The sequence below is a fragment of the Aeromicrobium sp. genome (assembly GCF_037719875.1).
Taxonomy (GTDB): Bacteria; Actinomycetota; Actinomycetes; order Propionibacteriales; family Nocardioidaceae; genus Aeromicrobium.
In genome coordinates this window covers 44,043-64,399 of sequence record NZ_JBBJMJ010000016.1, presented here as the reverse complement: position 1 = coordinate 64,399, position 20,357 = coordinate 44,043, and the positions used below count along the sequence as shown (strand labels likewise).

General features: G+C 66.3%; 18 protein-coding genes. 10 read left to right on the top strand and 8 right to left on the bottom strand.

Features of this window, described 5'->3' with window-relative positions; genetic code table 11:
* Positions 1 to 79: 79 nt before the first annotated feature.
* Together WKF39_RS13745 and WKF39_RS13740 are read right to left on the bottom strand one after the other, a co-directional pair.
* Positions 80 to 970: a tRNA (adenine-N1)-methyltransferase gene (locus WKF39_RS13745; RefSeq protein WP_340389358.1), complete on the bottom strand. Its 891-nt coding sequence runs from the start codon at positions 968 to 970 to the stop codon at positions 80 to 82.
* Complete coding sequence (locus WKF39_RS13740) at positions 967 to 1,896, bottom strand: site-2 protease family protein (protein ID WP_340389356.1); 930 nt, start codon at positions 1,894 to 1,896, stop codon at positions 967 to 969. The genes WKF39_RS13745 and WKF39_RS13740 overlap by 4 nt, the downstream gene beginning before the upstream one ends.
* A 24-nt stretch (positions 1,897 to 1,920) precedes the next feature.
* Here WKF39_RS13740 and WKF39_RS13735 point away from each other — a divergent pair, with 24 nt between their 5' ends.
* The 3 genes from WKF39_RS13735 (at position 1,921) to WKF39_RS13725 (ending at position 3,528) form a co-directional block, all read left to right on the top strand.
* A complete protein-coding gene (locus WKF39_RS13735) occupies positions 1,921 to 2,118 on the top strand; it encodes a hypothetical protein (RefSeq protein ID WP_340389354.1) in 198 nt (65 codons plus the stop codon).
* Between the two features lie 75 nt (positions 2,119 to 2,193).
* On the top strand, positions 2,194 to 3,039 hold the full coding sequence (locus WKF39_RS13730) for a PD-(D/E)XK nuclease family protein (protein ID WP_340389352.1): 846 nt from the start codon (positions 2,194 to 2,196) through the stop codon (positions 3,037 to 3,039).
* Between the two features lie 18 nt (positions 3,040 to 3,057).
* Positions 3,058 to 3,528: a hypothetical protein gene (locus tag WKF39_RS13725; protein ID WP_340389350.1), complete on the top strand. Its 471-nt coding sequence runs from the start codon at positions 3,058 to 3,060 to the stop codon at positions 3,526 to 3,528.
* A 117-nt stretch (positions 3,529 to 3,645) separates the two neighbouring features.
* Here the strand turns inward: WKF39_RS13725 and WKF39_RS13720 are convergent, their stop codons facing one another.
* Positions 3,646 to 4,284: an HAD family phosphatase gene (locus tag WKF39_RS13720; protein WP_340389349.1), complete on the bottom strand. Its 639-nt coding sequence runs from the start codon at positions 4,282 to 4,284 to the stop codon at positions 3,646 to 3,648.
* 48 nt (positions 4,285 to 4,332) lie between these two features.
* Here WKF39_RS13720 and WKF39_RS13715 point away from each other — a divergent pair, with 48 nt between their 5' ends.
* Positions 4,333 to 6,168 (top strand): glycoside hydrolase family 15 protein, encoded by a 1,836-nt coding sequence (locus WKF39_RS13715; protein WP_340389347.1) that lies wholly within the window; start codon positions 4,333 to 4,335, stop codon positions 6,166 to 6,168.
* 137 nt (positions 6,169 to 6,305) lie between these two features.
* Here the strand turns inward: WKF39_RS13715 and WKF39_RS13710 are convergent, their stop codons facing one another.
* Both WKF39_RS13710 and WKF39_RS13705 read right to left on the bottom strand, forming a co-directional pair.
* Complete coding sequence (locus tag WKF39_RS13710; RefSeq protein ID WP_340389345.1) at positions 6,306 to 6,869, bottom strand: hypothetical protein; 564 nt, start codon at positions 6,867 to 6,869, stop codon at positions 6,306 to 6,308.
* Positions 6,866 to 9,469, bottom strand: a complete 2,604-nt coding sequence (locus WKF39_RS13705; RefSeq protein ID WP_340389343.1) for a hypothetical protein — start codon at positions 9,467 to 9,469, stop codon at positions 6,866 to 6,868. Before WKF39_RS13705 ends, WKF39_RS13710 begins: the two co-directional genes overlap by 4 nt.
* Before the next feature lie 216 nt (positions 9,470 to 9,685).
* On the opposite strand from WKF39_RS13705, the gene metH reads away from it, so the two are divergent.
* The gene (gene metH / locus WKF39_RS13700) at positions 9,686 to 13,480 is read left to right on the top strand and encodes a methionine synthase (RefSeq protein ID WP_340389341.1); all 3,795 of its coding nucleotides are present in this window, start codon (positions 9,686 to 9,688) and stop codon (positions 13,478 to 13,480) included.
* A 154-nt stretch (positions 13,481 to 13,634) separates the two neighbouring features.
* Positions 13,635 to 14,447: a PAC2 family protein gene (locus WKF39_RS13695; RefSeq protein ID WP_340389339.1), complete on the top strand. Its 813-nt coding sequence runs from the start codon at positions 13,635 to 13,637 to the stop codon at positions 14,445 to 14,447.
* Between the two features lie 49 nt (positions 14,448 to 14,496).
* Here the strand turns inward: WKF39_RS13695 and WKF39_RS13690 are convergent, their stop codons facing one another.
* Positions 14,497 to 15,471, bottom strand: coding sequence for a hypothetical protein (locus WKF39_RS13690; protein ID WP_340389337.1), 975 nt, complete (start codon positions 15,469 to 15,471; stop codon positions 14,497 to 14,499).
* 85 nt (positions 15,472 to 15,556) lie between these two features.
* Between WKF39_RS13690 and WKF39_RS13685 the strand changes: the two genes are divergently transcribed.
* The gene (locus tag WKF39_RS13685; RefSeq protein WP_340389335.1) at positions 15,557 to 15,814 is read left to right on the top strand and encodes a hypothetical protein; all 258 of its coding nucleotides are present in this window, start codon (positions 15,557 to 15,559) and stop codon (positions 15,812 to 15,814) included.
* Between the two features lie 39 nt (positions 15,815 to 15,853).
* Positions 15,854 to 16,234 carry a VOC family protein gene (locus tag WKF39_RS13680; RefSeq protein WP_340389333.1) on the top strand — a complete coding sequence of 127 codons (381 nt, stop codon included), beginning with the start codon at positions 15,854 to 15,856 and terminating at the stop codon, positions 16,232 to 16,234.
* A 17-nt stretch (positions 16,235 to 16,251) separates the two neighbouring features.
* On the opposite strand, the gene mshC is transcribed toward WKF39_RS13680, so the two are convergent.
* Positions 16,252 to 17,478 (bottom strand): cysteine--1-D-myo-inosityl 2-amino-2-deoxy-alpha-D-glucopyranoside ligase, encoded by a 1,227-nt coding sequence (gene mshC / locus WKF39_RS13675; RefSeq protein WP_340389331.1) that lies wholly within the window; start codon positions 17,476 to 17,478, stop codon positions 16,252 to 16,254.
* A 74-nt stretch (positions 17,479 to 17,552) separates the two neighbouring features.
* Between mshC and corA the strand changes: the two genes are divergently transcribed.
* On the top strand, positions 17,553 to 18,512 hold the full coding sequence (gene corA / locus WKF39_RS13670) for a magnesium/cobalt transporter CorA (protein WP_340389329.1): 960 nt from the start codon (positions 17,553 to 17,555) through the stop codon (positions 18,510 to 18,512).
* A gap of 8 nt (positions 18,513 to 18,520) precedes the next feature.
* Here corA and WKF39_RS13665 read toward each other — a convergent pair whose 3' ends face one another.
* Positions 18,521 to 19,354: an undecaprenyl-diphosphate phosphatase gene (locus tag WKF39_RS13665; RefSeq protein WP_340389327.1), complete on the bottom strand. Its 834-nt coding sequence runs from the start codon at positions 19,352 to 19,354 to the stop codon at positions 18,521 to 18,523.
* A 48-nt stretch (positions 19,355 to 19,402) separates the two neighbouring features.
* Between WKF39_RS13665 and WKF39_RS13660 the strand changes: the two genes are divergently transcribed.
* Positions 19,403 to 20,356 carry an aldo/keto reductase gene (locus WKF39_RS13660; protein ID WP_340389325.1) on the top strand — a complete coding sequence of 318 codons (954 nt, stop codon included), beginning with the start codon at positions 19,403 to 19,405 and terminating at the stop codon, positions 20,354 to 20,356.
* Position 20,357: the final 1 nt, after the last annotated feature.

Sequence of the window (20,357 nt, the reverse complement as noted above, 5' to 3'; positions counted from 1 at the left end):
ACGAAAGACCCTACCCGCCCATGTCACGTGTGGCCCTGTCATCTCAGACACACGGGAAGTGTCGTTTGGGTGACGGCGACTACTCGGTCTCGGAGCCGGCCGGGCGGGGGCCCTTGTAGTCCGGACCGTAGGCACCCGGAGCGGGGCGTCGGGAGGTGCCTAGTGAGGTCTGGCCGGGAGCCATCTTGCGGGCAGTCACGAGGAATGCGGTGTGCCCGATCATCTTGTGGTCGGGCCGGACCGACAGCCCCTCGAGGTGCCAGTCCCGCTCGATCGTCTCCCAGGCGCGGGGTTCGGTGAACCCGCCCTGCTCGCGAATCGTCTCGGTGAACAGCGAGAGCTGGGTCGTCGTCGCGACATAGGCGCACACGATGCCGCCGGGCACCAGACGCTCGACCGCGAGCGGGATGCACGTCCATGGGTCGACCATGTCGAGGATCAGTCGGTCGATCTCTGGCTCGGTGATGACCTCGCGCACGTCACCGGCCGTGAGGGTCCAGCCCGTCGGATCGGGGCCGGCTATCTGCTCGACGTTGCGCCGGGCGGTCTCGGCGAACTCCTCGCGCAGCTCGTACGAACCCAGCGTCCCGTCCGGTCCGATGGCCCGCAGGAGGTAGGACGTGAGGCTGCCCGAACCGGCACCGGCCTCGACGACACGGGCGCCGGGATAGATGTCGGCCATCGTGATGATCTGCGCCGCATCCTTGGGGTAGATGATCGCGGCGCCTCGTGGCATGGACACGACGTACTCGAACAGCAACGGCCTGAACACCTGGTAGGCCGCTCCCATGGAGGACTCGATGACGATCCCCTCCGGGTGGCCGATCATGTCGTCGTGCTTGATCTGGCCCTTCTTGGTCGAGAACTCGGTCCCGGCCTCCAGCTTGAGGTTGTGCTTGCGGCCCTTGGGGTCGGTCAGCCGGATCCACTCCCCGGACTGCAGCGGACCGCTCCGCATCGAGGGAGTCATCGGCTCGCCCGATAGGCGTCGTCGACCGCGCGGGCGGTGAGAACGCCGTAGACGCTGCCGTCGGTCTCGGTGAGGACATAGGCCTCAGAAGGTAGTGATGCCATGGCGCGCAGCAGCTCCGATCCATGCAGGTCGGCGGACAGGTGGGGAGTGCCGGCCGGCGCGGACACCGTGGTGTCAGCGAGCAGGCGAGCGTTGAGGAGGTTGACCCGCGCGGTGCGGCTGGCGTTGCGGAGTGCGTCGCCTGCCCCCTGCCACAGGAACCAGCCGATGAGCACGGCGATGAGGATGTCGATCACGAAGGTTCTGTCGTCACGGGCTCGCGTGAGGGCGAACCCGACGATCGCGACAGCAGTGAGGCGGCCGATCCAGGCCGCTATGCGTATGCCGGTCTCCTCCCGGCCCGTGGCCTGCCAGATGATCGCCCGGAACACCCGGCCACCGTCCAGGGGCAGGCCCGGCAGCATATTGAAGGCCGCCACAAGGATGTTGACCTGCGCGACCGAATAGACGACGTCGGCCACCGTCCCGCTCAGGGCGGGCTCGACCGCAAAGCACACGAGCCCGATCGCCAGTGACGACAGCGGGCCGGCGATCGAGATGGCCAGCTCCTGCCACGGCCGGCGGCTCTCCCCCTCGATCAGGGTCTCGCCGCCCAGCAGGTGCAACGTCACGGAGCGGACCCGCATCCGGAAGCGTCGGGCCACTGCGACGTGAGCGAGCTCGTGGATCAGCACCGACACATAGAGAGCGACGACGAACGCCGTCGCCAGGACGTACGGATTGGAGTCGACCCGGTCGTCGAATCTGCCCGCGAAGAGCAGGACCAGCGCGGCCCCCATGACCAACAGCGACGGCTTGATCAGCACATCGACGCCGACGAGGTGACCGAGCCGCCACGTGCCGGGGTGCTGGGGTGAGCTCACCGAGTCAACCTATCGGGTGGGGACATGATCATTCACCGCCACGAGCAGCGGACCGGCACGATGCAGGGCAGACTGGCGAGCATGAGCGACATGCCCCCCGAGGATCCCCGAATCTCCGAAGATCCCGAAGACGACCCGAAGCACAAGTCGGCGGACCCCGACCTCGACACCGCGCCCGACGACCCGGACGCTCCGGCGCCGTCCACGGGTCCCTACGGCTGATCTCTTACCCCTTGACGCGTTCGACCTGTCGCCCGCGTCGAGGGATTCGTCGGTGCGTCGAACTACGCTGCTCGCATGGAAGACACTGACGCACCGCGGACCGTGCGCCGGTCGCTCTCACCGAGTCGGGCCGGCGACTTTCAGACCTGCCCGTTGCTCTATCGCTTCCGCACCATCGACAAGCTCCCCGAGCCGGCGGATCCGGTCATGGTGCGCGGCACCTTGGTGCATGCCGTGCTGGAGGACCTGTTCGGTGAGCCGGCTCCCGGCCGTACGCTCGACCGAGCCGTCGAGCTCCTGCCGGCCGAGTGGGAGGCGTTACGGGTCGCAGAGCCTCGACTCGCCGAGCTGTTCAGCGCGGACCAGGTGGTTGACGAGACGGCCTGGCTCGCGTCGTGCGTCGATCTGCTCGGTCGCTACTTCGGCATGGAGGACCCGCGCTATCTGGAGCCCTCCGCCCGTGAGGAGCGCGTCTCCTACCGACTCGATTCCGGCGTGGCGTTCGCCGGCATCGTCGATCGCATCGACATCGCGCCGGACGGACGGATCAGGGTCGTCGACTACAAGACGGGACGATCCCCCGATCCTCGGTTCGAGGACAAGGCGATCTTTCAGATGCGGTTCTACGCCCTCGTCATCTGGCGGACCCGCGGAGTCCTGCCGACCCTGCTGCAGCTGATGTACTTCGGTGACGGTTCGATTCTCACCTATGAGCCCGACGAGCAGGAGCTGCTGGCGACCGAGCGCAAGCTCATCGCCTTGTGGTCGGCGATCGAGCGGGCCGTCGAGGTGCGCGACTTCCCGCCACGCAAGAGCGGCCTGTGCGCCTGGTGTGCCCATCAGGCGCTGTGCCCGGAGTTCGGCGGCACTCCCCCCGAGATGCCGGTCTTCGAGCTGGTGGACGTGTCGCAGGCGTCCTGACCCGCGTACGGTTTTGCCATGGCCACTCCCGTTCCAGAGCTCCTCGCCGCCGTGCCCGCACTCAACAGTCCCGACGAGCCGTTCACGTATGTCGTGATCGGCGACACGATCGTCGGCTCGTGGGACATCGTCCGTGCGACGACGCTCTATCCGACCGAGATCACCTCGATCGACAAGGACTACAGCATCACCGTGACCCTCGATCCGGCCAAGGAGACGTTCGACTTCAACGAGGTGTACAACGCGTCGGCGGGATCGGCCGGCAGCGGCGGCGGCAGGTTTCAGAAGGAGTTCTTCTCGGGCAAGAGCACTCGCAAGTCGTTCAGCTTCGAGCTCGGTGGCGTCAGCAAGACCGATGACGGCATCTCGGTGGGACCGGTGACGTACTCGTTCTCGACGAGTCGCATCAAGGAGCCGTTGTTCACGTTGCTCGAGCAGCACGGGTGGAGCCGCAAGAAGGGGCTTCTCAGCGGTCTGTTCAACCGCTAGATGTGTGCCCAGCCAGGCCATGACGGCAGGGCGGCGAGTCGGGCTGATTCGGAGTTGCAAGCCCACCGGCGCGGGAGTCCGGCACACGATCTCGACCAACGCGCCTCGGCATCATAGCTAGAACAGCGTCTGCAGGTCTGCCGGACCCAATCCCTCCAGCGTGGGGATCTGGACGCGACGCTCGGCCTCCGGGACGTTGACGAAGTGCGGCACGACGAGCACGTCGCAGCCCGCGGCGTTGGCCGACGTCGCACCCGTGCCGGAGTCCTCGATCGCGAGGCATTGCACGGCATCGACGCCGAGCAGCTCGGCGGCGAGCAGGTAGGGATCCGGGAACGGCTTGGGCCGCGACACGATGTCGCCCGTGACGACGGCCTTGAACGGCAGCGACGCCGTCACCGGCGCGGCGATCGTGGCGTACGACATCGTCACGAGGGCCTGGGGGACGCCGGCGTCGTCGAGCGCCTCGATCAGGTCGCGGGCACCGGGTCGCCAGTCGATGTGCTCGGTCAGCGACGCGGCGAGCTCCCCCACCAGGTAGTCGACGATGTCCTCGGCGGACATGTCGATCTCGAGCCGTTCGCGGATGTAGTGGCCCGACGCGATCAGGGAGTTGCCGACCAGAGCGAGGCCGTCCTCCTCGGTCCAGATCTTGCCGTGCTCGGCCGCAAGCTCGTGCTCGGCGGCCATCCACAGTGGCTCGGTGTCAACGATCGTGCCGTCGAGGTCCCACAGGACGGCTGCGTATTCAGTCACGACACCACGGTAGCGACATCGTTGACACCGTCCGCGCATACTGGGCGGATGAGCGACGTCCCGATCAGTGAGCACGCTCTGTTGTCAGACTGCCGGTCGGCCGCACTGGTGACTAATGGCGGCTCCGTCGACTGGTTGTGCCTCCCGAGATTCGACAGTCCTCCGATTCTGAGCCGGCTGCTCGACCACAGTGCCGGGCACTTCCTGATCGCACCGGCAGCGGCGGGATGGACGTCCACCTGGCGCTACCTGCCTCACAGCTTGGTGCTGGAGACGACGTGGTCTGGACCCGATGGTGAGCTGGTGGTGACCGACGCCATGGCTCTCGGCCGACGCGAGCGCGGGCACCAGGTCGGGCACGGCTCTCCAGGGGTGTTGCTGAGGCAGGCGCACTGCACGCGCGGATCGGTGCCGACCCGGGTCGAATATGTCCCGCGACCCGAGTTCGGACTCATACATCCACGGTTCGACAGATCCGATCGGGCCGTCGTCACGTACGGCGGATCCCACGTGCTGACCCTGAGCACCGATCTCGACCTGGATCTGCAGAACGATGCCGCCACGGCACTAGTGACCCTGACGTCAGGTGAAAAGTTGGCTTTCGCCCTTGAGCAGTCATCTGCATGGGAGCCCAAGCCAGCGCCGTGGCGCGAACGAAAGATCCGTCGACGCCTCACATCCACCGAGAAGTCATGGCGAAGCTGGTCGAAGCTGCATCAGCACTACGACGGACCACTGCGAGACCTGGTCAACCGCAGCGGAATTGTCTTGCGCGGGCTCACATTCGCCCCCAGTGGCGCCATGGTTGCCGCCGCCACGACGAGCATCCCCGAGGGCGTCGGAACCGGCCGAACCTGGGACTACCGATTCACCTGGGTCCGCGACGCGAGCATGACGATGCAGGGCCTGTTCATCGCGGCATGTCCCGATGAGGCCAAGTCGTTCTTCTCGTTCCTGGCCCGGTCCGCGGCAACCCAGCTCGATCGTGGCCTGGACCTGCAGATCATGTTCGGGATCGGTGGCGAGCGCGACCTTACCGAGCGAGAGGTTCCGCAGCTCACCGGTTGGCGCGACAGCTCGCCCGTGCGCGCTGGCAACGGAGCCTGGAGTCAACGTCAACTCGATGTCTACGGCTCACTGCTGGATGCGGCATACGTGCTGCGCGAGCAGCTCGGCGACATGGACGAGCACACGCGGATGTTCCTGGTCGCTTCCGTGGACGCCGCAGCCTCCCGCTGGCACGAGGACGATCAAGGGATCTGGGAGATCAGGGGTCCTGCGCGGCCATTCCTGCACAGCAAGTTGATGTGCTGGGTGGCGCTGGACCGAGGACTGAGCATGGTCGAGCAGCTCCGGTGCGAGGACCGTACGGCCGACTGGACGGCGACTCGTGAACAGATCCGCCATGCGATCCAGAGCCAGGGCTGGAGCGATGAAGCCGGCGCCTTCAGCCAGTCGTTCGGGTCGACCGACCTCGATGCCTCCGTGCTGCTGATGGCCGTGGTGGGATTCCTGCCCGCCGACGATCCGCGACTGCTCTCGACGATCGACGCAGTCGAGCGGGCACTCCGCGACGAATCAGGCCTGCTCTACCGCTATCGAGGCGACGACGGGATCGACGCTCCAGAAGGAACGTTCTTGCTGTGCACGTTCTGGTTGGCGGAGGCGCTGGCCAGAACCGATCAGGTCGACCGCGCCCGAACCGTGCTGGTGCGGGCGGCGCGGTGCGCCACCGGGTTGGGGCTGCTGGCCGAACAGGTCGCAGACGACGGACAGCTGCTAGGCAACTTTCCTCAAGCATTCAGCCATCTCGGTCTGGTGAACGCAGCACAGGCGTTGGCCGATGCCCAGCGACGAGCCGCCGGCGCCGGCCTCGCCGTCTGAGCACGACGCCAGCGGTTCATCATCGTTGTGTCCCCACGCGTGGGTTCAGAACCTGTCCACATTGGTATTGACGTCCTGAACGACCTCAACCGCGGCATCGGTTGTCTGCGCGCACCTCGTCGCTCGGGGCCCCCCTGTCAGAACCGGTCAAGGTTCGTGTTGACGTCCTGAGCAACACGAACGGCGGCGTCGGTCGCTTGCTTCAACTCCGCGTCACTTGCCTTGAGTCGGGTCTTGGGCTCGTTGAGACGAACGTTGATGCTGAAGAAACGTCGGTCCTTTGGGGGGTACGCAACCAGATTGACGAAGTTGTCCCTCAGGCATGCTGACACCGGCCCCCATCCCGGGACATCGACCGGGGTGCACCCGTCGGTGTCGACCGTTTTGGGACTCGGGCTGCCGGTGTCGGGGTCGGCGACCACCATCACGTTTGCCGGCCCGGTCGTGCTGCTGATGCGACATTCGACCACGCCGGAGCTGGGCACCGTGGTGACGAGGTCGCCGTTGACCTCGACGTCGCTGCCCACGATCGAGTCGATCAGCTTGGTCGACACCAGTCCGCAGTAGGCACCGTCGGCCTCGGTAGGAGTCGGTGACGGAGTCGGATCGCCCTGGGAGTCCTGACAACCGCCCAGCAGCACCGCCGAGGCCAAGATGACACCGAATGTCCGGGCCCCGACTCGGGCTGGTTCTGCTTTCATTCCTGAGTCGGCTTCCGGTCGGCGTTCAAGGTCCGGTCGAAGGTGTCCGCCATCTCGTCATACTCCTGATTCATCTCAGAATACGGATTGCTTTGGAAGAACTCGTCCCACTTCGCGTTCGTGTCGCTCGTGCGATCGAAGAACAGCTCGGGGTCGAACACCTGTTGACCCGACGGGGCGCGGGTGACAACTGTCGAATCCACTCCCGGGAACGGATTGGGCTGGCGTGAAGGATTCGGTTGCTCACCGAACAAGTCGTGCTGCAGCATCTCGTTGGCCAAGGCATAACGCATGCTGTCGTCGATCGAGGTGCGGTAGTCGCCCCCCTCGGCCGACGGGGTACCGCTGATCTGGCTCTGCATGGCGCTAATCAACTCGCCCTTGCCAAGGTCGATCGCGGTCTGTGCAGCATCGGAGACGTTGGGGGCGATGGCACTGCCGCCCGGGATGAAGCTGGTTCCGATCTCGAACGCCTTGGCAACGTAGGCGTTGCGCGTCGACTCGGCCATCGCCTCGTCGCTGTACACGTCGTCGGAGGCGTTGACCAACGTGCCTAGGACGTCACCGATGGCAGAAGTGTCGAGGTTGGTGCCGCTGTTGCGGAACGTCGTCATGTTGATCGGGTCGTCGCCTCCGCCCTGGTTCTTGACGAAGGCGTCGAGCGGATCGCCGACTTGCTGGTCCATGCCGGCACGTGCCACGCCGGCGAGCAGGGTCTCTACACCCACCTTGGAGTCGGAGTGTCCGATCTCGCCGACCACCCGCAGCAGGTCGGACTCGCTGACGTCAAGCACGCGGCCGGAGCCTGTACCACCGCTGACGGTTGAAAAGATGTCGTCGGCGTAACCGGCGCCGATGGCGCCGAGGCTGTCGGTCATGTCCTCCCAGACGTGCCACTCGTTGTCCATGTCACCGTCGAGCGGGCCACCGGCGTCGTCGGTGCCCAGATCTTCCTTGTCGTCGGTGCCGCTGTTGTCGGCGATCAGCTGGAACACGTCGGTGGCCAGGCCTGCGGCCTTCTCGTCGGTGTAGTCGCCGGACTCGCCGTCGGTGCCACCGATGGTGGCCGCCTGGAGCGCCTCACCCAGGCCGTCACCCTCGTCGCTGTTGTCCGACTCGGAGAACGTGCGGTGCAACATGAGGTATTCGAGGCGGTCCTGGTCGGTCTCGCCGTCGGAAGTGGTGAAGAACCGCTGCGCTCCCTCGGGCGACGAACCCATGCCGGCGAGGACGTTGGCCATGCCATCGCTCGCCAGGCCGCCCGAGACGTTGTAGACCGGATCGCCGTACTCGTTGGTCCATTCGGTGATCTCGACCTTGTCCGGATCGCGGATCCAGACGCCATCGGAGCCGTTGCGCGGTCCCCACACCGGGCCGTCCTGATCCTTTTCCCACTCCAGGACGTCACTGCCGAGCTTGTCGATGAAGTCGGGGTCGTAGTCCGCGCCGGACTCACCGCCTTCGCGGATCAGAAGTGTCAGTGCAGCCGCGTTCTGCCGGTGGTCTTCGTCGGTGATCGCTGCGAACCAGTCATCGGCCAGCGCGTTGCCGTCGACGGAGTCGGACCGGCTGTAAGTAGCCAGTGTGATGCCGGCGGCGTTCATGAACTTGTCGTAGACCTCCAGCGGGGGCGGGCCATCGAGCACCCGACCGCTGCCGTCGTCGTGCTCGCCGGCGCCGAAGACCTGGTAGTTCAGCTCGGTGATCGCTTCGCTCATCTCCTGAGGCGTCACTCGCGTGTAGAGGCGCTCAGCGAACGGCGCCGAGCTCTGGAGGAACGCCATCAACGCGACGGTCTCTTCGTCGATGTTGTCGGGGTTCTCGATGTCGTCAGCGACGCGGTCGGCGATCTGCTCCTGCACGGCAGGCGAGATGACGTCGGCGATCTCGGGCGGCAGGTCGTCCTTGTGGGCGAGGATCCACTCGAGCTGTTCCTCGTCCGACATCTTGCCAACGGTGTTGAGGTAGTGCTGGACCCGGTCGTCCTCGGTGAGCTGCAGGTTGGGCCAGAAGCCGGCCGCCGAGAGCGGGATCAGCCCGGCGCGTATGAGCTCGCGTACGTTCTCGACCGTCGGGCCCTGCCGGAACTTGGTCGCGACCGTGTCAGCGTCCTCGTCGAGCTTCGCCACGGCCCGGTTGTAGCGAGGCTCCAAATTCGCCTTGGTCTTCGGGCCCATGACGGCCGCGGTCGTCTCGGCATCGTCGGCCTTGGACTCGGTCGCCGCGGCGGCCTGGCCTGCGTAGCGCATCGCTGAGGCGAGATCACTGCGGTATTGGCGGTTGATCGCGCTGACCTCGACATCGAAGGTGTCGACCATGCCGGCGAAGTTGTTGATCAGGCCCACCGCAAAGTGGCCCTTCATTGCAAGGGTCCTCGCCGAGCCCGAGGCCGTCTCGGGGTTGGTCTGGACGGCGCCGGTGATGTCGCCCTCGATCTGGGTCGCGACGCGGGAGGAGTCGCCCTCCAGCTCACCTGCCAGCGCTTCGATGGTGGCGGTGTGCAGTCCCGGGTCCTGGGCGTCGGCCCGAATGCTGGCGCCCGTCACGCCGGCATAGATCTCGTTGTAGTAGTCAAACGGTCCATCTTCGCGGTCGACCATCATTGCCCCCAGTAACGCTCGTGACGAATCAGACACGACGATACATAACGCAGGTGGCGCGGACACCCGCCGGTCTCGATACCCGGACGTCTCGGCTGTGCTGACCGGTCGTGAGATACTGGAGGCACAAGTTCGGGAGTTCCCGAGGCCCAGGCGAGCCCGCCGCCGGCTGGAGCTCCCCAGCATTCCTACCGATCAACTTTCCGAGGATTGCTCGTGTCCGACTCCCCGAACCTCCGCCCTGACGCCACGTCTGACCTGACCGAGCTCCTGCAGAGCCGGATCATGGTGCTCGACGGTGCGATGGGCACGGCGATTCAACGAGATCGCCCCGACGAGGCCGGCTATCGCGGCGAGCGCTTCGCCGACTGGCCGTCCGAGGTCCAGGGCAACAACGACCTCCTGACCCTGACCCAGCCCGAGATCATCGCCAGCATCCACCGCGAGTATCTCGAGGCCGGCGCGGACTTGATCGAGACCAACACGTTCAACGCGACCTCGATCTCGCTGAGCGACTATGGCATGGACGATCTCGCCTACGAGCTCAACCTCGAGTCGGCCCGTCTCGCCCGACGTGAGTGCGACGCGATGACCGAGAGCACGCCCGACCGGCCTCGCTACGTGGTCGGCGCCCTCGGACCCACGAGCCGCACGGCCTCGATCTCGCCCGACGTCAACGACCCGGGCGCCCGCAACGTGACGTACGACCAGCTCGTCGAGGCCTACCTCGTGCAGGCCAACGGGCTCGTCGACGGCGGAGCCGATGTCCTGATGATCGAGACGATCTTCGACACCCTCAACGCCAAGGCCGCGATCTTCGCCCTGGAGACGTTGTTCGAGGAGCGGAGTCGCCGCTGGCCGGTGATCATCTCCGGCACGATCACCGATGCCTCTGGGCGTACGCTCTCGGGCCAGGTCACCGAAGCGTTCTGGCATTCCGTGCGGCACGTCAACCCGCTGCTGGTCGGCCTCAACTGCGCTCTGGGTGCCAAGGAGATGCGCCCCTACATCGCTGAGATCGCCCGCGTCGCCGACACGTTCGTGTCGTGCTATCCCAACGCTGGTCTACCCAACGCCTTCGGCGAGTATGACGAGGAGCCCGACGAGACGGCCGCGATCGTGGCCGAGTTCGCCGATGCCGGATTCGTGAACCTGGTGGGCGGCTGCTGTGGCACCACGCCGGCCCACATCGCCGCGATCGCGCGCGATGTCGCAGACAAGACACCGCGGGTGCCCGTCGAAGCGACGCGGGCGCTGCGCCTGTCAGGACTCGAACCGGTCACGGTCGTCGAGGACACGCTGTTCGTCAACGTCGGAGAACGCACCAACATCACCGGCTCCGCGCGTTTCCGCAACCTGATCAAGGCCGGCGACTACACCGCCGCGCTCGCCGTCGCACGCCAACAGGTCGAGGCCGGCGCCCAGGTCATCGACATCAACATGGACGAAGGCATGATCGACGGCATCGCCGCGATGGACCGGTTCACCAAGCTCGTCGCGACCGAGCCGGACATCTGCCGCGTACCGACCATGATCGACTCGTCCAAGTGGGATGTCATCGAGGCCGGGCTCAAGTGCGTACAGGGCAAGCCGATCGTCAACTCGATCTCTCTCAAGGAGGGCGAGGACAAGTTCGTCCGTGAGGCCCGGCTGTGCCGCAAGTATGGCGCTGCGGTCGTCGTGATGGCCTTCGACGAGGAGGGCCAGGCCGACAACCTCGAGCGGCGCAAGGAGATCTGTCAGCGCGCCTACGACATCCTGGTCGACCAGGTCGGCTTCCCCGCCGAGGACATCATCTTCGACCCCAACTGTTTCGCGGTGGCCACGGGCATCGAGGAGCACGCCAACTACGGTCTCGACTACATCGAGGCGACCCGCTGGATCAAGCAGAACCTCCCTGGTGCGCTGGTCTCCGGCGGTGTCTCCAACGTGTCGTTCTCGTTCCGCGGCAACAACCCGGTTCGCGAGGCCATCCACGCGGTGTTCCTCTATCACGCGATTGCGGCCGGCATGGACATGGGAATCGTCAACGCTGGCGCCCTCGAGGTCTATGACGAGGTGCCCGAGCTGCTGCGGGATCGCATCGAGGACGTCATCCTCAACCGTCGCGAGGACTCCACCGAGCGACTGCTCGAGATCGCGGCCGACTTCGCCGGCGACGGATCAGTCAAGGAGGTCGCCACCGAGGAGTGGCGCTCGCTTCCCGTGGACGAGCGGATCACCCATGCCCTGGTCAAGGGCATCGACGAGTTTGCCGAGTCCGACACCGAAGAGCTGCGTCAGCTGATCTCCGACCGAGGTGGTCGTCCGATCGAGGTCATCGAGGGTCCGTTGATGGCCGGCATGAACGTCGTCGGCGACCTGTTCGGCGAGGGCAAGATGTTCCTGCCGCAGGTCGTGAAGTCGGCTCGGGTCATGAAGAAGGCCGTCGCCCATCTGATCCCGTTCATCGAGGCCGAGAAGCAGCCCGGGGACGTCGAGCGCAGCAACGGCAAGGTCGTCATGGCCACGGTCAAGGGCGATGTGCACGACATCGGCAAGAACATCGTCGGTGTGGTGCTGCAGTGCAACAACTATGACGTGGTCGATCTCGGTGTCATGGTGCCGGCGCAGAAGATCCTCGACGCTGCCAAGGAGGAGGGCGCAGACGTCATCGGGCTGTCCGGCCTGATCACACCGTCGCTCGACGAGATGGTCAATTTCGCGTCCGAGATGGAGCGTCAAGGCTTCGAGATCCCGTTGATGATCGGCGGTGCCACGACGTCCCGTGCGCATACCGCCGTCAAGGTCGCGCAGAAGTATCACGGTCCCGTCATCTGGGTCAAGGACGCTTCGCGCTCGGTGCCGGTCGTCGCGGCGCTGCTGTCGGACGAGCAGCGACCCAAGCTGCTGGCGGACACCTTGGCCGACTATGACTCCCTGCGCGAACGCCACGCTGCCCGCCAGGACACCCGGTCACTGCTGTCGATCGAGGCTGCCCGCGCGAAGGCGACACCGATCGACTGGACGGGCTATCAGCCGCCTCGTCCACGCATGCTGACCCAGCAGGCCCGCGACGTGCACACCGACGACTATCACGTGTCCGGCTCGCCGACCCAGTTCGTCAAGGTGCTCAACGACTACCCGCTCGAGGAGCTGCGCCAATACATCGACTGGCAGCCGTTCTTCAACGCCTGGGAGATGAAGGGCAAGTTCCCCGACATCCTCAGCAACCCGGCATCGGGCGAGGCAGCGCGCAAGCTCTACGACGACGGCCAGGCGATGCTCGACCGCTTGATCGAGGAGAAGTGGATTCGGGCCAATGGCGTCTTCGGGCTCTTCCCGGCGAGCCAGGTCCCCGGTGACGACATCGAGGTGTATGTCGACGAGTCGCGGTCGGAGGTCCTGACGACTCTGCACCAGATCCGTCAGCAGAGCGAGGGGCGGGAGGGCACGGCCCGCAAGTCGCTCGCGGACTTCGTCGCGCCCAAGGAGACTGGGCTGCGCGACTATGTCGGCGCGTTCGCAGTCACTGCCGGGCTCGGTATCAAGGACAAGGTCGATGAGTTCAAGAAAGACCTCGACGACTACAGCGCCATCTTGTTGGAGTCCCTGGCCGACCGCCTCGCCGAAGCGTTCGCCGAGCGCCTCCATGAGCGCGTACGCAAGGAGTTCTGGGCGCACGCACCTCATGAGGCGCTCTCCAACGAGGAGCTCATCAAGGAGAAGTACGACGGCATCCGCCCCGCTCCCGGCTATCCGGCGTGCCCCGAGCACACCGAGAAGCAGACCATCTGGGAGCTGCTCGACGTCGAGGCGAATTCCGGCATCGAGCTGACCGAGAGCATGGCGATGTGGCCCGGCGCCGCGGTGAGCGGCTTGTACTTCTCCCATCCCGATTCGCAGTACTTCGTGGTGGGTCGCATCGGTCGCGATCAAGTCGAGGACTATGCGGCTCGCAAGGGTTGGTCAGTCGATGAGGCCGAGAGGTGGTTGTCGCCCAACCTTGGCTACCGCACCGAGAACGAGTGATAGCGGGGCGGGCTCCTGCGTCGCCCTCATTTCGTGGCTCGCGCGGGCGCTCGCCACGGCCCGCTGCCTTCGCTTCGCTCGGCCATGGTCGGGTCGGGGCTAGGCTGATGCGGTGACCGATGGGGGCAGCATTCCGCAGCTGAAGGATCCATGGATGATCGCTGCGTTCGAGGGCTGGAACGACGCTGCCGATGCGGCGTCCGGCACGGTGGATCACCTGATCGACGAGTGGGACGCCGAGCTGTTGATCGAGCTCGATCCCGAGGACTTCTACGACTTCCAGGTGCACCGCCCGCACGTGCACCGCGGCGACAACGATGAGCGACTGATCATCTGGCCGGCGCCCATGATCTACCACGCGCGTCCCCGCCGCGGAGAACGTGATGTCCTGCTGTTGCGTGCGCCGGAGCCCAACTTCCGCTGGAAGGCCTTCTGCTCGACGGTCCTCGGCGTGGCCAAGCTCGCGGGTGTCACGGAGCTGGTCACCCTGGGCGCGCTGCTGGCGGACTCTCCGCATACGCGGCCCGTGCCGGTCAGCGGCTCAACGACCGACCCCATGCTGATGGAGCGGATGTCATTGCTGCCGTCGACCTATTCGGGTCCCGTGGGCATCACCTCGATCCTCAATGAGATGGCGTCCCACGAGGGGATCGCGGCCGCGTCGCTGTGGGCGGCGGTTCCGCACTACCTCGCCGAGCCGCCGTGCCCCAAGGCGACCCTCGCGCTCCTCGGCGCGATCGAGGACGCGATGGGTCTCTCACTCCCCCAGGGTGTCCTCGTCGAGATGACCGACGCGTGGCAACGCGGCGCCGAAGAGCTGACCTCGCAGGACGAGGAGATCGCCGAGTATGTCGAGGCGCTCGAGAACGAGCGGGACACCAGTGATCTCCCGGAGGCATCGGGTGATGCGATCGCGCGGGAGTTCGAGCGCTACCTGCGCCGACGTGGGTCCGACGAGTCGGACTAGAGACTCCCAATCTGCCGCCACGAGCGGCTCGTCTTGGACACATGTCTCACTAATCCGGGGTGTCTGAGGGTCCTCGTAGATTGGAAGTATGTTCACCGAGGTCGATGCAGAGGACATCCTCCGCAATGTTCGCACTCATGACTTCGGGTCCGATCCGATCCACGAATGTGGCGCCAACCGGATCGATGCGATCACCGCCTTGGACCGGCTCGGGCGAGCGGTCGCCGCAGAGCAGGCCAAGCAGATCGCGTCTTTGCATGCTGAGCGGGCCGCCATGATGGGCATCGGGCGGGGTGATCCCACGCTGTCGGTGATCGGCGAGGTCGCGATGGCCCGCAACATCGGTCCTGCTGCGGCCGGCACCCAGGTCGGATTCGCCTTGGGTCTGCAACGGCTGCCTCAAGTGCTCGACCTGTTCGAGACCGGCCAGATCAGCGAGCAGGCCGCACGGGCTGTGATCCACGAGTCCACAAGCCTGCACGGCGATGACTTCGTGATCCTGGATGGCGAGATCGCGCCGATCCTGCCGGGGCTGACCCATGTGAAGGCTGCGCGGGCCACGGCACGGGCAGTGATCCGCATCGACGCCGATGCCGCCCGGGTCCGCGCAATTCGCAACCGTGCCGACCAGCGAGTGACGATGTTCCGCGACACGGACGGCGTCGCCATCTTGCATGTCCGCGGACCGGCCGAGCAGATCCTCGCGACGTTCAACGCACTCGACGGGTGGGCTCGTGGCCTGCGCTCCACGGGCGACGACCGTACGATCGGGCAAATCATGTGCCAGACCCTTGTCGAACGCGCCACGGGCCTGACCTGCGCCGACGCGGCCGATGTCGAGGTGCAGCTGGTCATGGATGCACCTGTCCTCATCGGGCTCGACGGCGAACCGGTCGACCTGGTCGGCTATGGCCCCATCTCCCCCGATGTCGCCGACGACCTGATCGCCCAGGCTCCGAACGTCTCGATCCGCCGGTTGTTGGTTGACCCGGTCGACGGCACGCTGCTCGTCCGTGACCCCCACCGCCGCTACTTCGACCCCCGAAGCCGCGCCCACATCCGCGGCCGCGACCGGACCTGCAGGATGCCGGGCAATGGAGCCATCGCACATGAGTCGCGTAGCGGCGATGGAGGACTGCAGGATCCGCGACAACGACCACATCGATGCCTTCATCAACGGCGGGCCGACGGTCGTGGCCAACGGTCAGGGACTGTGCAAGAGGTCACACACCATCAAGTCCCAGCCCGGCTGGACCGTCACGACCCATGGCAAGACCGCGATGTGGACCACGCCCACGGGCCACACGTATCACTCCAACCCACCGCCTCTACTCCCGCGAGACGCCCCCGGACATCAGCGCCGATAGCGGCCCGCGTCGACCGGGCAGCGTGCAAAACTGGCGGGCATGAGCCACAACGCCATCCGCCCCAAGCTGGTCGTGTCCGACGCCCGTGCGGCGATCGACTTCTATTGCAAGACGCTGGACGCCGAGCTCATCGAAAGCTATCGGGTCGACGACACCATCGCGTTCGCCGAGCTCGAGATCCTCGGCTGCAGCATCACGCTCAAGGATGCCGACGAGACCGACTCGGACCCCACCGCCGGATTGCCCGGCCCGATCCTCGACGTGGTCGTCGAAGATCCGGATGCCATGGCGGCAGCGCTGGTGGAGGGCGGGGCCGAGATCGTGTTTCCCGTGGCCGACCAGCCCTACGGAGGCAGAGGTGGCCGGGTCCGCGATCCGTTCGGGGTCCAGTGGCTGCTGCAGACACCCATGCAGAAGTAGGGCGACCCACCGCCTGACTACAGCGCGACGCCGAGCAACGCGTCGATCGCCGTGCGAGCGGTCCGGCCTGCCTGGGGATCGGCAGCCGAGTCGTCCGCGGCCCACGTGTCGATCGCCGCGAGCGCTGCCGGGGCGTCGAGATCATCGGCCATAGCGGTGCGGACCGCGCGCAGCAGATCAGCACCCGCGGGCGCCAGCGGCCGGCTCACGGCATCGCGCCACGCGGCAAGGCGCACCTCGGCCTTGGCGATCTCGTCGTCGAACCACTCCCAGTCGCTGCGGTAGTGGTGCGCCAGCAGCGCCAGGCGGATGGCCATCGGGTCGTGACCGGCGGCCCGCAACGCAGAGACCAGCACCAGGTTGCCCTTGGACTTCGACATCTTCTCGCCCTCGAAGCCCACCATCCCCGCGTGGACGTATGCCTGGGCGAACGGCTCATGCGTCACGACGGTGGCCTCGGAGGCCGACATCTCGTGATGAGGGAAGACCAGATCCGATCCACCGCCCTGCACGTCGAACGCCGTGCCGAGGTGCTCGAGCGCGATCGCCGCGCACTCGACATGCCAACCGGGGCGGCCACGGCCGAGGCGGGTCTCCCATGATGGTTCGCCAGGGCGTTCGGCCTGCCAGAGCAGACAGTCCAGGGGATGCTTCTTGCCCGCCCGTGCCGGGTCCCCTCCGCGCTCGGGGAAGATCTGCAGCATGGCCTGCTCGTCGAGGCCGGAGACGGCGCCGAACCCGGCATCGGCATGCACGTCGAAATAGAGGTCGTCGTCGACTCGATAGACCGCTCCAGCGGCGTCGAGCTTGTCGATCAGGCTGACCACGAGGTCGATCGTCTCGACCGCGCCGACATAGTTGGCCGGCGCGATGATGCGAAGTGCGGTCATGTCCTGGCGGAACAGCTCGATCTCACGCTCAGCGAGATCGCTCCAGTCGATACCGGTCGCCAAGGCCCGCTCCAGCAGTGGGTCGTCGACATCCGTGACGTTCTGGGTGTAGTCCACGTCCAGGCCGTGGTCGCGCCACGCGCGCTGCAACAGGTCAAAGGCCAAGTAGGTCGAGGCGTGGCCCATGTGCGTCGCGTCGTAGGGCGTGATCCCGCAGACATACAGCCTCGCCGACCCGGACGGATCGCTGGGCCGGAGGCGACCGGTTGCCGTGTCATGGACCTGCACGACCGGTCCGACGCCGAGCCCGAGATCGCCGAGGAGAGGGATGTCGGGGCTCGACCAACTACGCATGATCTGAGCGTATCGGCTCGACGGTTGCGGCCTGTCGACGGCGCCTACGCGGAACTGGCGGGCAGAATGACCTCGTGATCATCGACTGCGCCGTCTATCGCGACGGGATCCGGGAATCGACCGAGCACGACAGTCATTCGCTTGACGCCGCGTTGGCCGGGCTCGGCACGGATGACTTCCTGTGGATCGGCATCGGCAACCCGACCCACGACGAGATGCAGCGGGTCGCCGCAGCCCTCCAATTGCACCCCCTGGCGGTGGAGGATGCATTGGAGGCTCACCAGCGACCCAAGGTCGAGCGATACGACGACCACCTGTTCATGTCGATCCGCACCGTCGCCTACAGCGATGACGACATCCGGACCCACGAGGTCAACATCTTCCTGGGCGACAACTTCCTGCTGACCGTGCGGCATGGTGGGCCGACTCTGAAGGGGGCACGCCGGGCTGCGGAAGCCATGATCGAACCCCTCTCGCACGGACCGACTGCCGCACTGTATGCCGTCGTCGACAGCATCGTGGACCACTACGAGGATGTCGCTGCCGAGCTGGAGATCGACGTCCAGGAGGTCGAGACGTCGGTGTTCTCCAACGAGCGATCGAACGACTCGACCCGCATCTACCGACTCAAGCGCGAGACGTTGGAGTTCCGCCGGGCAGTCATACCGCTCAAGGAGCCGATCCTGCGGTTCTCGCACGGGTCGATGCCGGAGGACTCCCGACCCTACTTCCGAGACATCGGCGATCATCTCCAGCGCGCGGCCGAAGCGATCGACTCGATCGACAATCTGCTCGACAACGCGCTCCAGGCCCACTTGGCGCAGCTGAGCGTCCAGCAGAACGCCGACATGCGCAAGCTGACCGCTGGTGCCACGATCTTCGCCGTGCCGACCGCGATCGCCGGGGTCTACGGCATGAACTTCGACCACATGCCCGAGCTCAGATGGACCTACGGCTATCCGGTCGTGATCGCCGCGATCGGCGGGATCTGCGCCTACATCTACTGGCGGTTCAAGCGCTCCGGTTGGCTCTGAGTCGCAGCTCAGCCGACTGTCGTGCCGGCGGCGATGACACCCGCGCCGACCAGGATCAGCACAAGGGCACCCAGGCCGACCCGGTAGAACACGAACGGCATGTAGGAGCGGGTGCTCACATATCGCAGCAGCCAGTGGATGACCGCAAGACCCACGATGAAGGACACGATCGTGCCCACGATTGTGGGGCCGACGCCGTAGGCGTTGTCGCCGCCGATGTCCTTGAGCTTGTAGAGGCCGGCCCCGACCACCGCCGGGATTGCGAGCAGGAACGCGTAACGGGTCGCCGCGGCGCGCTCGTAGCCCAGGAGCAGCCCCATGCTGATCGTGGCGCCGGACCGGGAGACTCCCGGCACGAGGGCGCCGGCCTGCGCGACTCCGAGCAGGATCGCGTGACGCATCGTGAGGTTCTCGATCGGACTGGTCTTGCGGCCCACCCGCTCCGCGATCCCGAGCACGACGCCAAGGACGATGAGCATCGTGCCGATGACCCAGAGGTTGCGGAACTCCTTGTCGATGAGGTCCTGCAGCAGCAACCCGAGCACGACGATCGGCAACGAGCCGATGATGACGAACCAGCCCATCCGCCACTCCGGCGCCTGCCGGGCCTCGCGTGAGACGACGCCACGTACCCAGCCTGAGCCGATCGTCCAGATGTCCCGCCAGAAGTAGAGGACCACGGCCAGCTCGGTACCGATCTGGATCACCGCGGTGTACGCCGCTCCGGGATCATCCCAGCCGAAGAGCTTGGGGAAGATCGCGAGGTGAGCGCTGCTGGAGATGGGAAGGAACTCGGTCAGGCCCTGGATCAGGCCCAGGACCACGGCACGTAGGAAATCCACCGTGCGAGCCTACCCGGAGCCTGATGCCTCCCCGACTAGCCTTGCGCCATGCAGTATCGCCGTGTTGGTTGCTCGGGGCTGGAGGTCTCGCGGCTCGCGCTTGGCACCATGACGTGGGGTTCGGCGGTCGATGCGTATGAGGCCGAGGAGCAGCTCTCGACCTTCGTCGACGCGGGCGGCACTCTCGTCGACACCGCCCCGATCTATGGCGACGGCGCCTGCGAGGAGCTGCTCGGCACGCTGATGGCCAAGGCCGGCCTGCGCGATCGGGTCATCCTGGCCGGCAAGGCGGGCTTCATCAGGCGCGGCGACGGCGTCGAGCGTGACGGGTCACGGCGTACGCTGCTCGACCAGCTCGATCGTTCCTTGCGCGAGCTCGGGACCGACCACCTCGACCTCTGGCAGATCCACTCCCCCGATCCGGACGTCCCCATCGAGGAGATGATCGGCGCACTCGAGCACGCCGTCCGCACGGGGCGCACCCGCTACGTCGGCGTGTGCAACTTCACCGGCTGGCAGACCGCGCTCTCGCACACCTGGCTCGCTGCTCGCGCCGAGGCCGTGCCGCTGATCAGCACGCAGGTCGAGTACTCCCTGGTCAACCGCGACCCGGAGGCCGAAGTCGTCCCGGCCGCCGACCATCTCGGCATGGGCGTGTTGGCGTGGTCCCCGCTGGGGAGAGGCGTTCTCACCGGCAAATATCGCAGCGGGATCCCTGCCGACTCCCGCGCCGCGGATCCGGCGTGGGAAGCGTTCGTGTCTGCCTACCTCACGCCGGGCAAGTTCGCCGTCGTCGAGGCCCTGGCGCGAGCGTCCGAGGGCCTTGGCGTGACGATCGCCCATGTTGCGCTGGCGTGGTTGGTCGATCGCCCCGATGTCGCGTCCGCCATTGTCGGGGCGCGCACGACCGCGCAGCTGCAGGAAAACCTGGCGTCGGAGGATCTCGACCTCCCCCCGGAGATCGTCCAGGCCCTCGATGACGTGTCGGGCAGCGCACGATGAG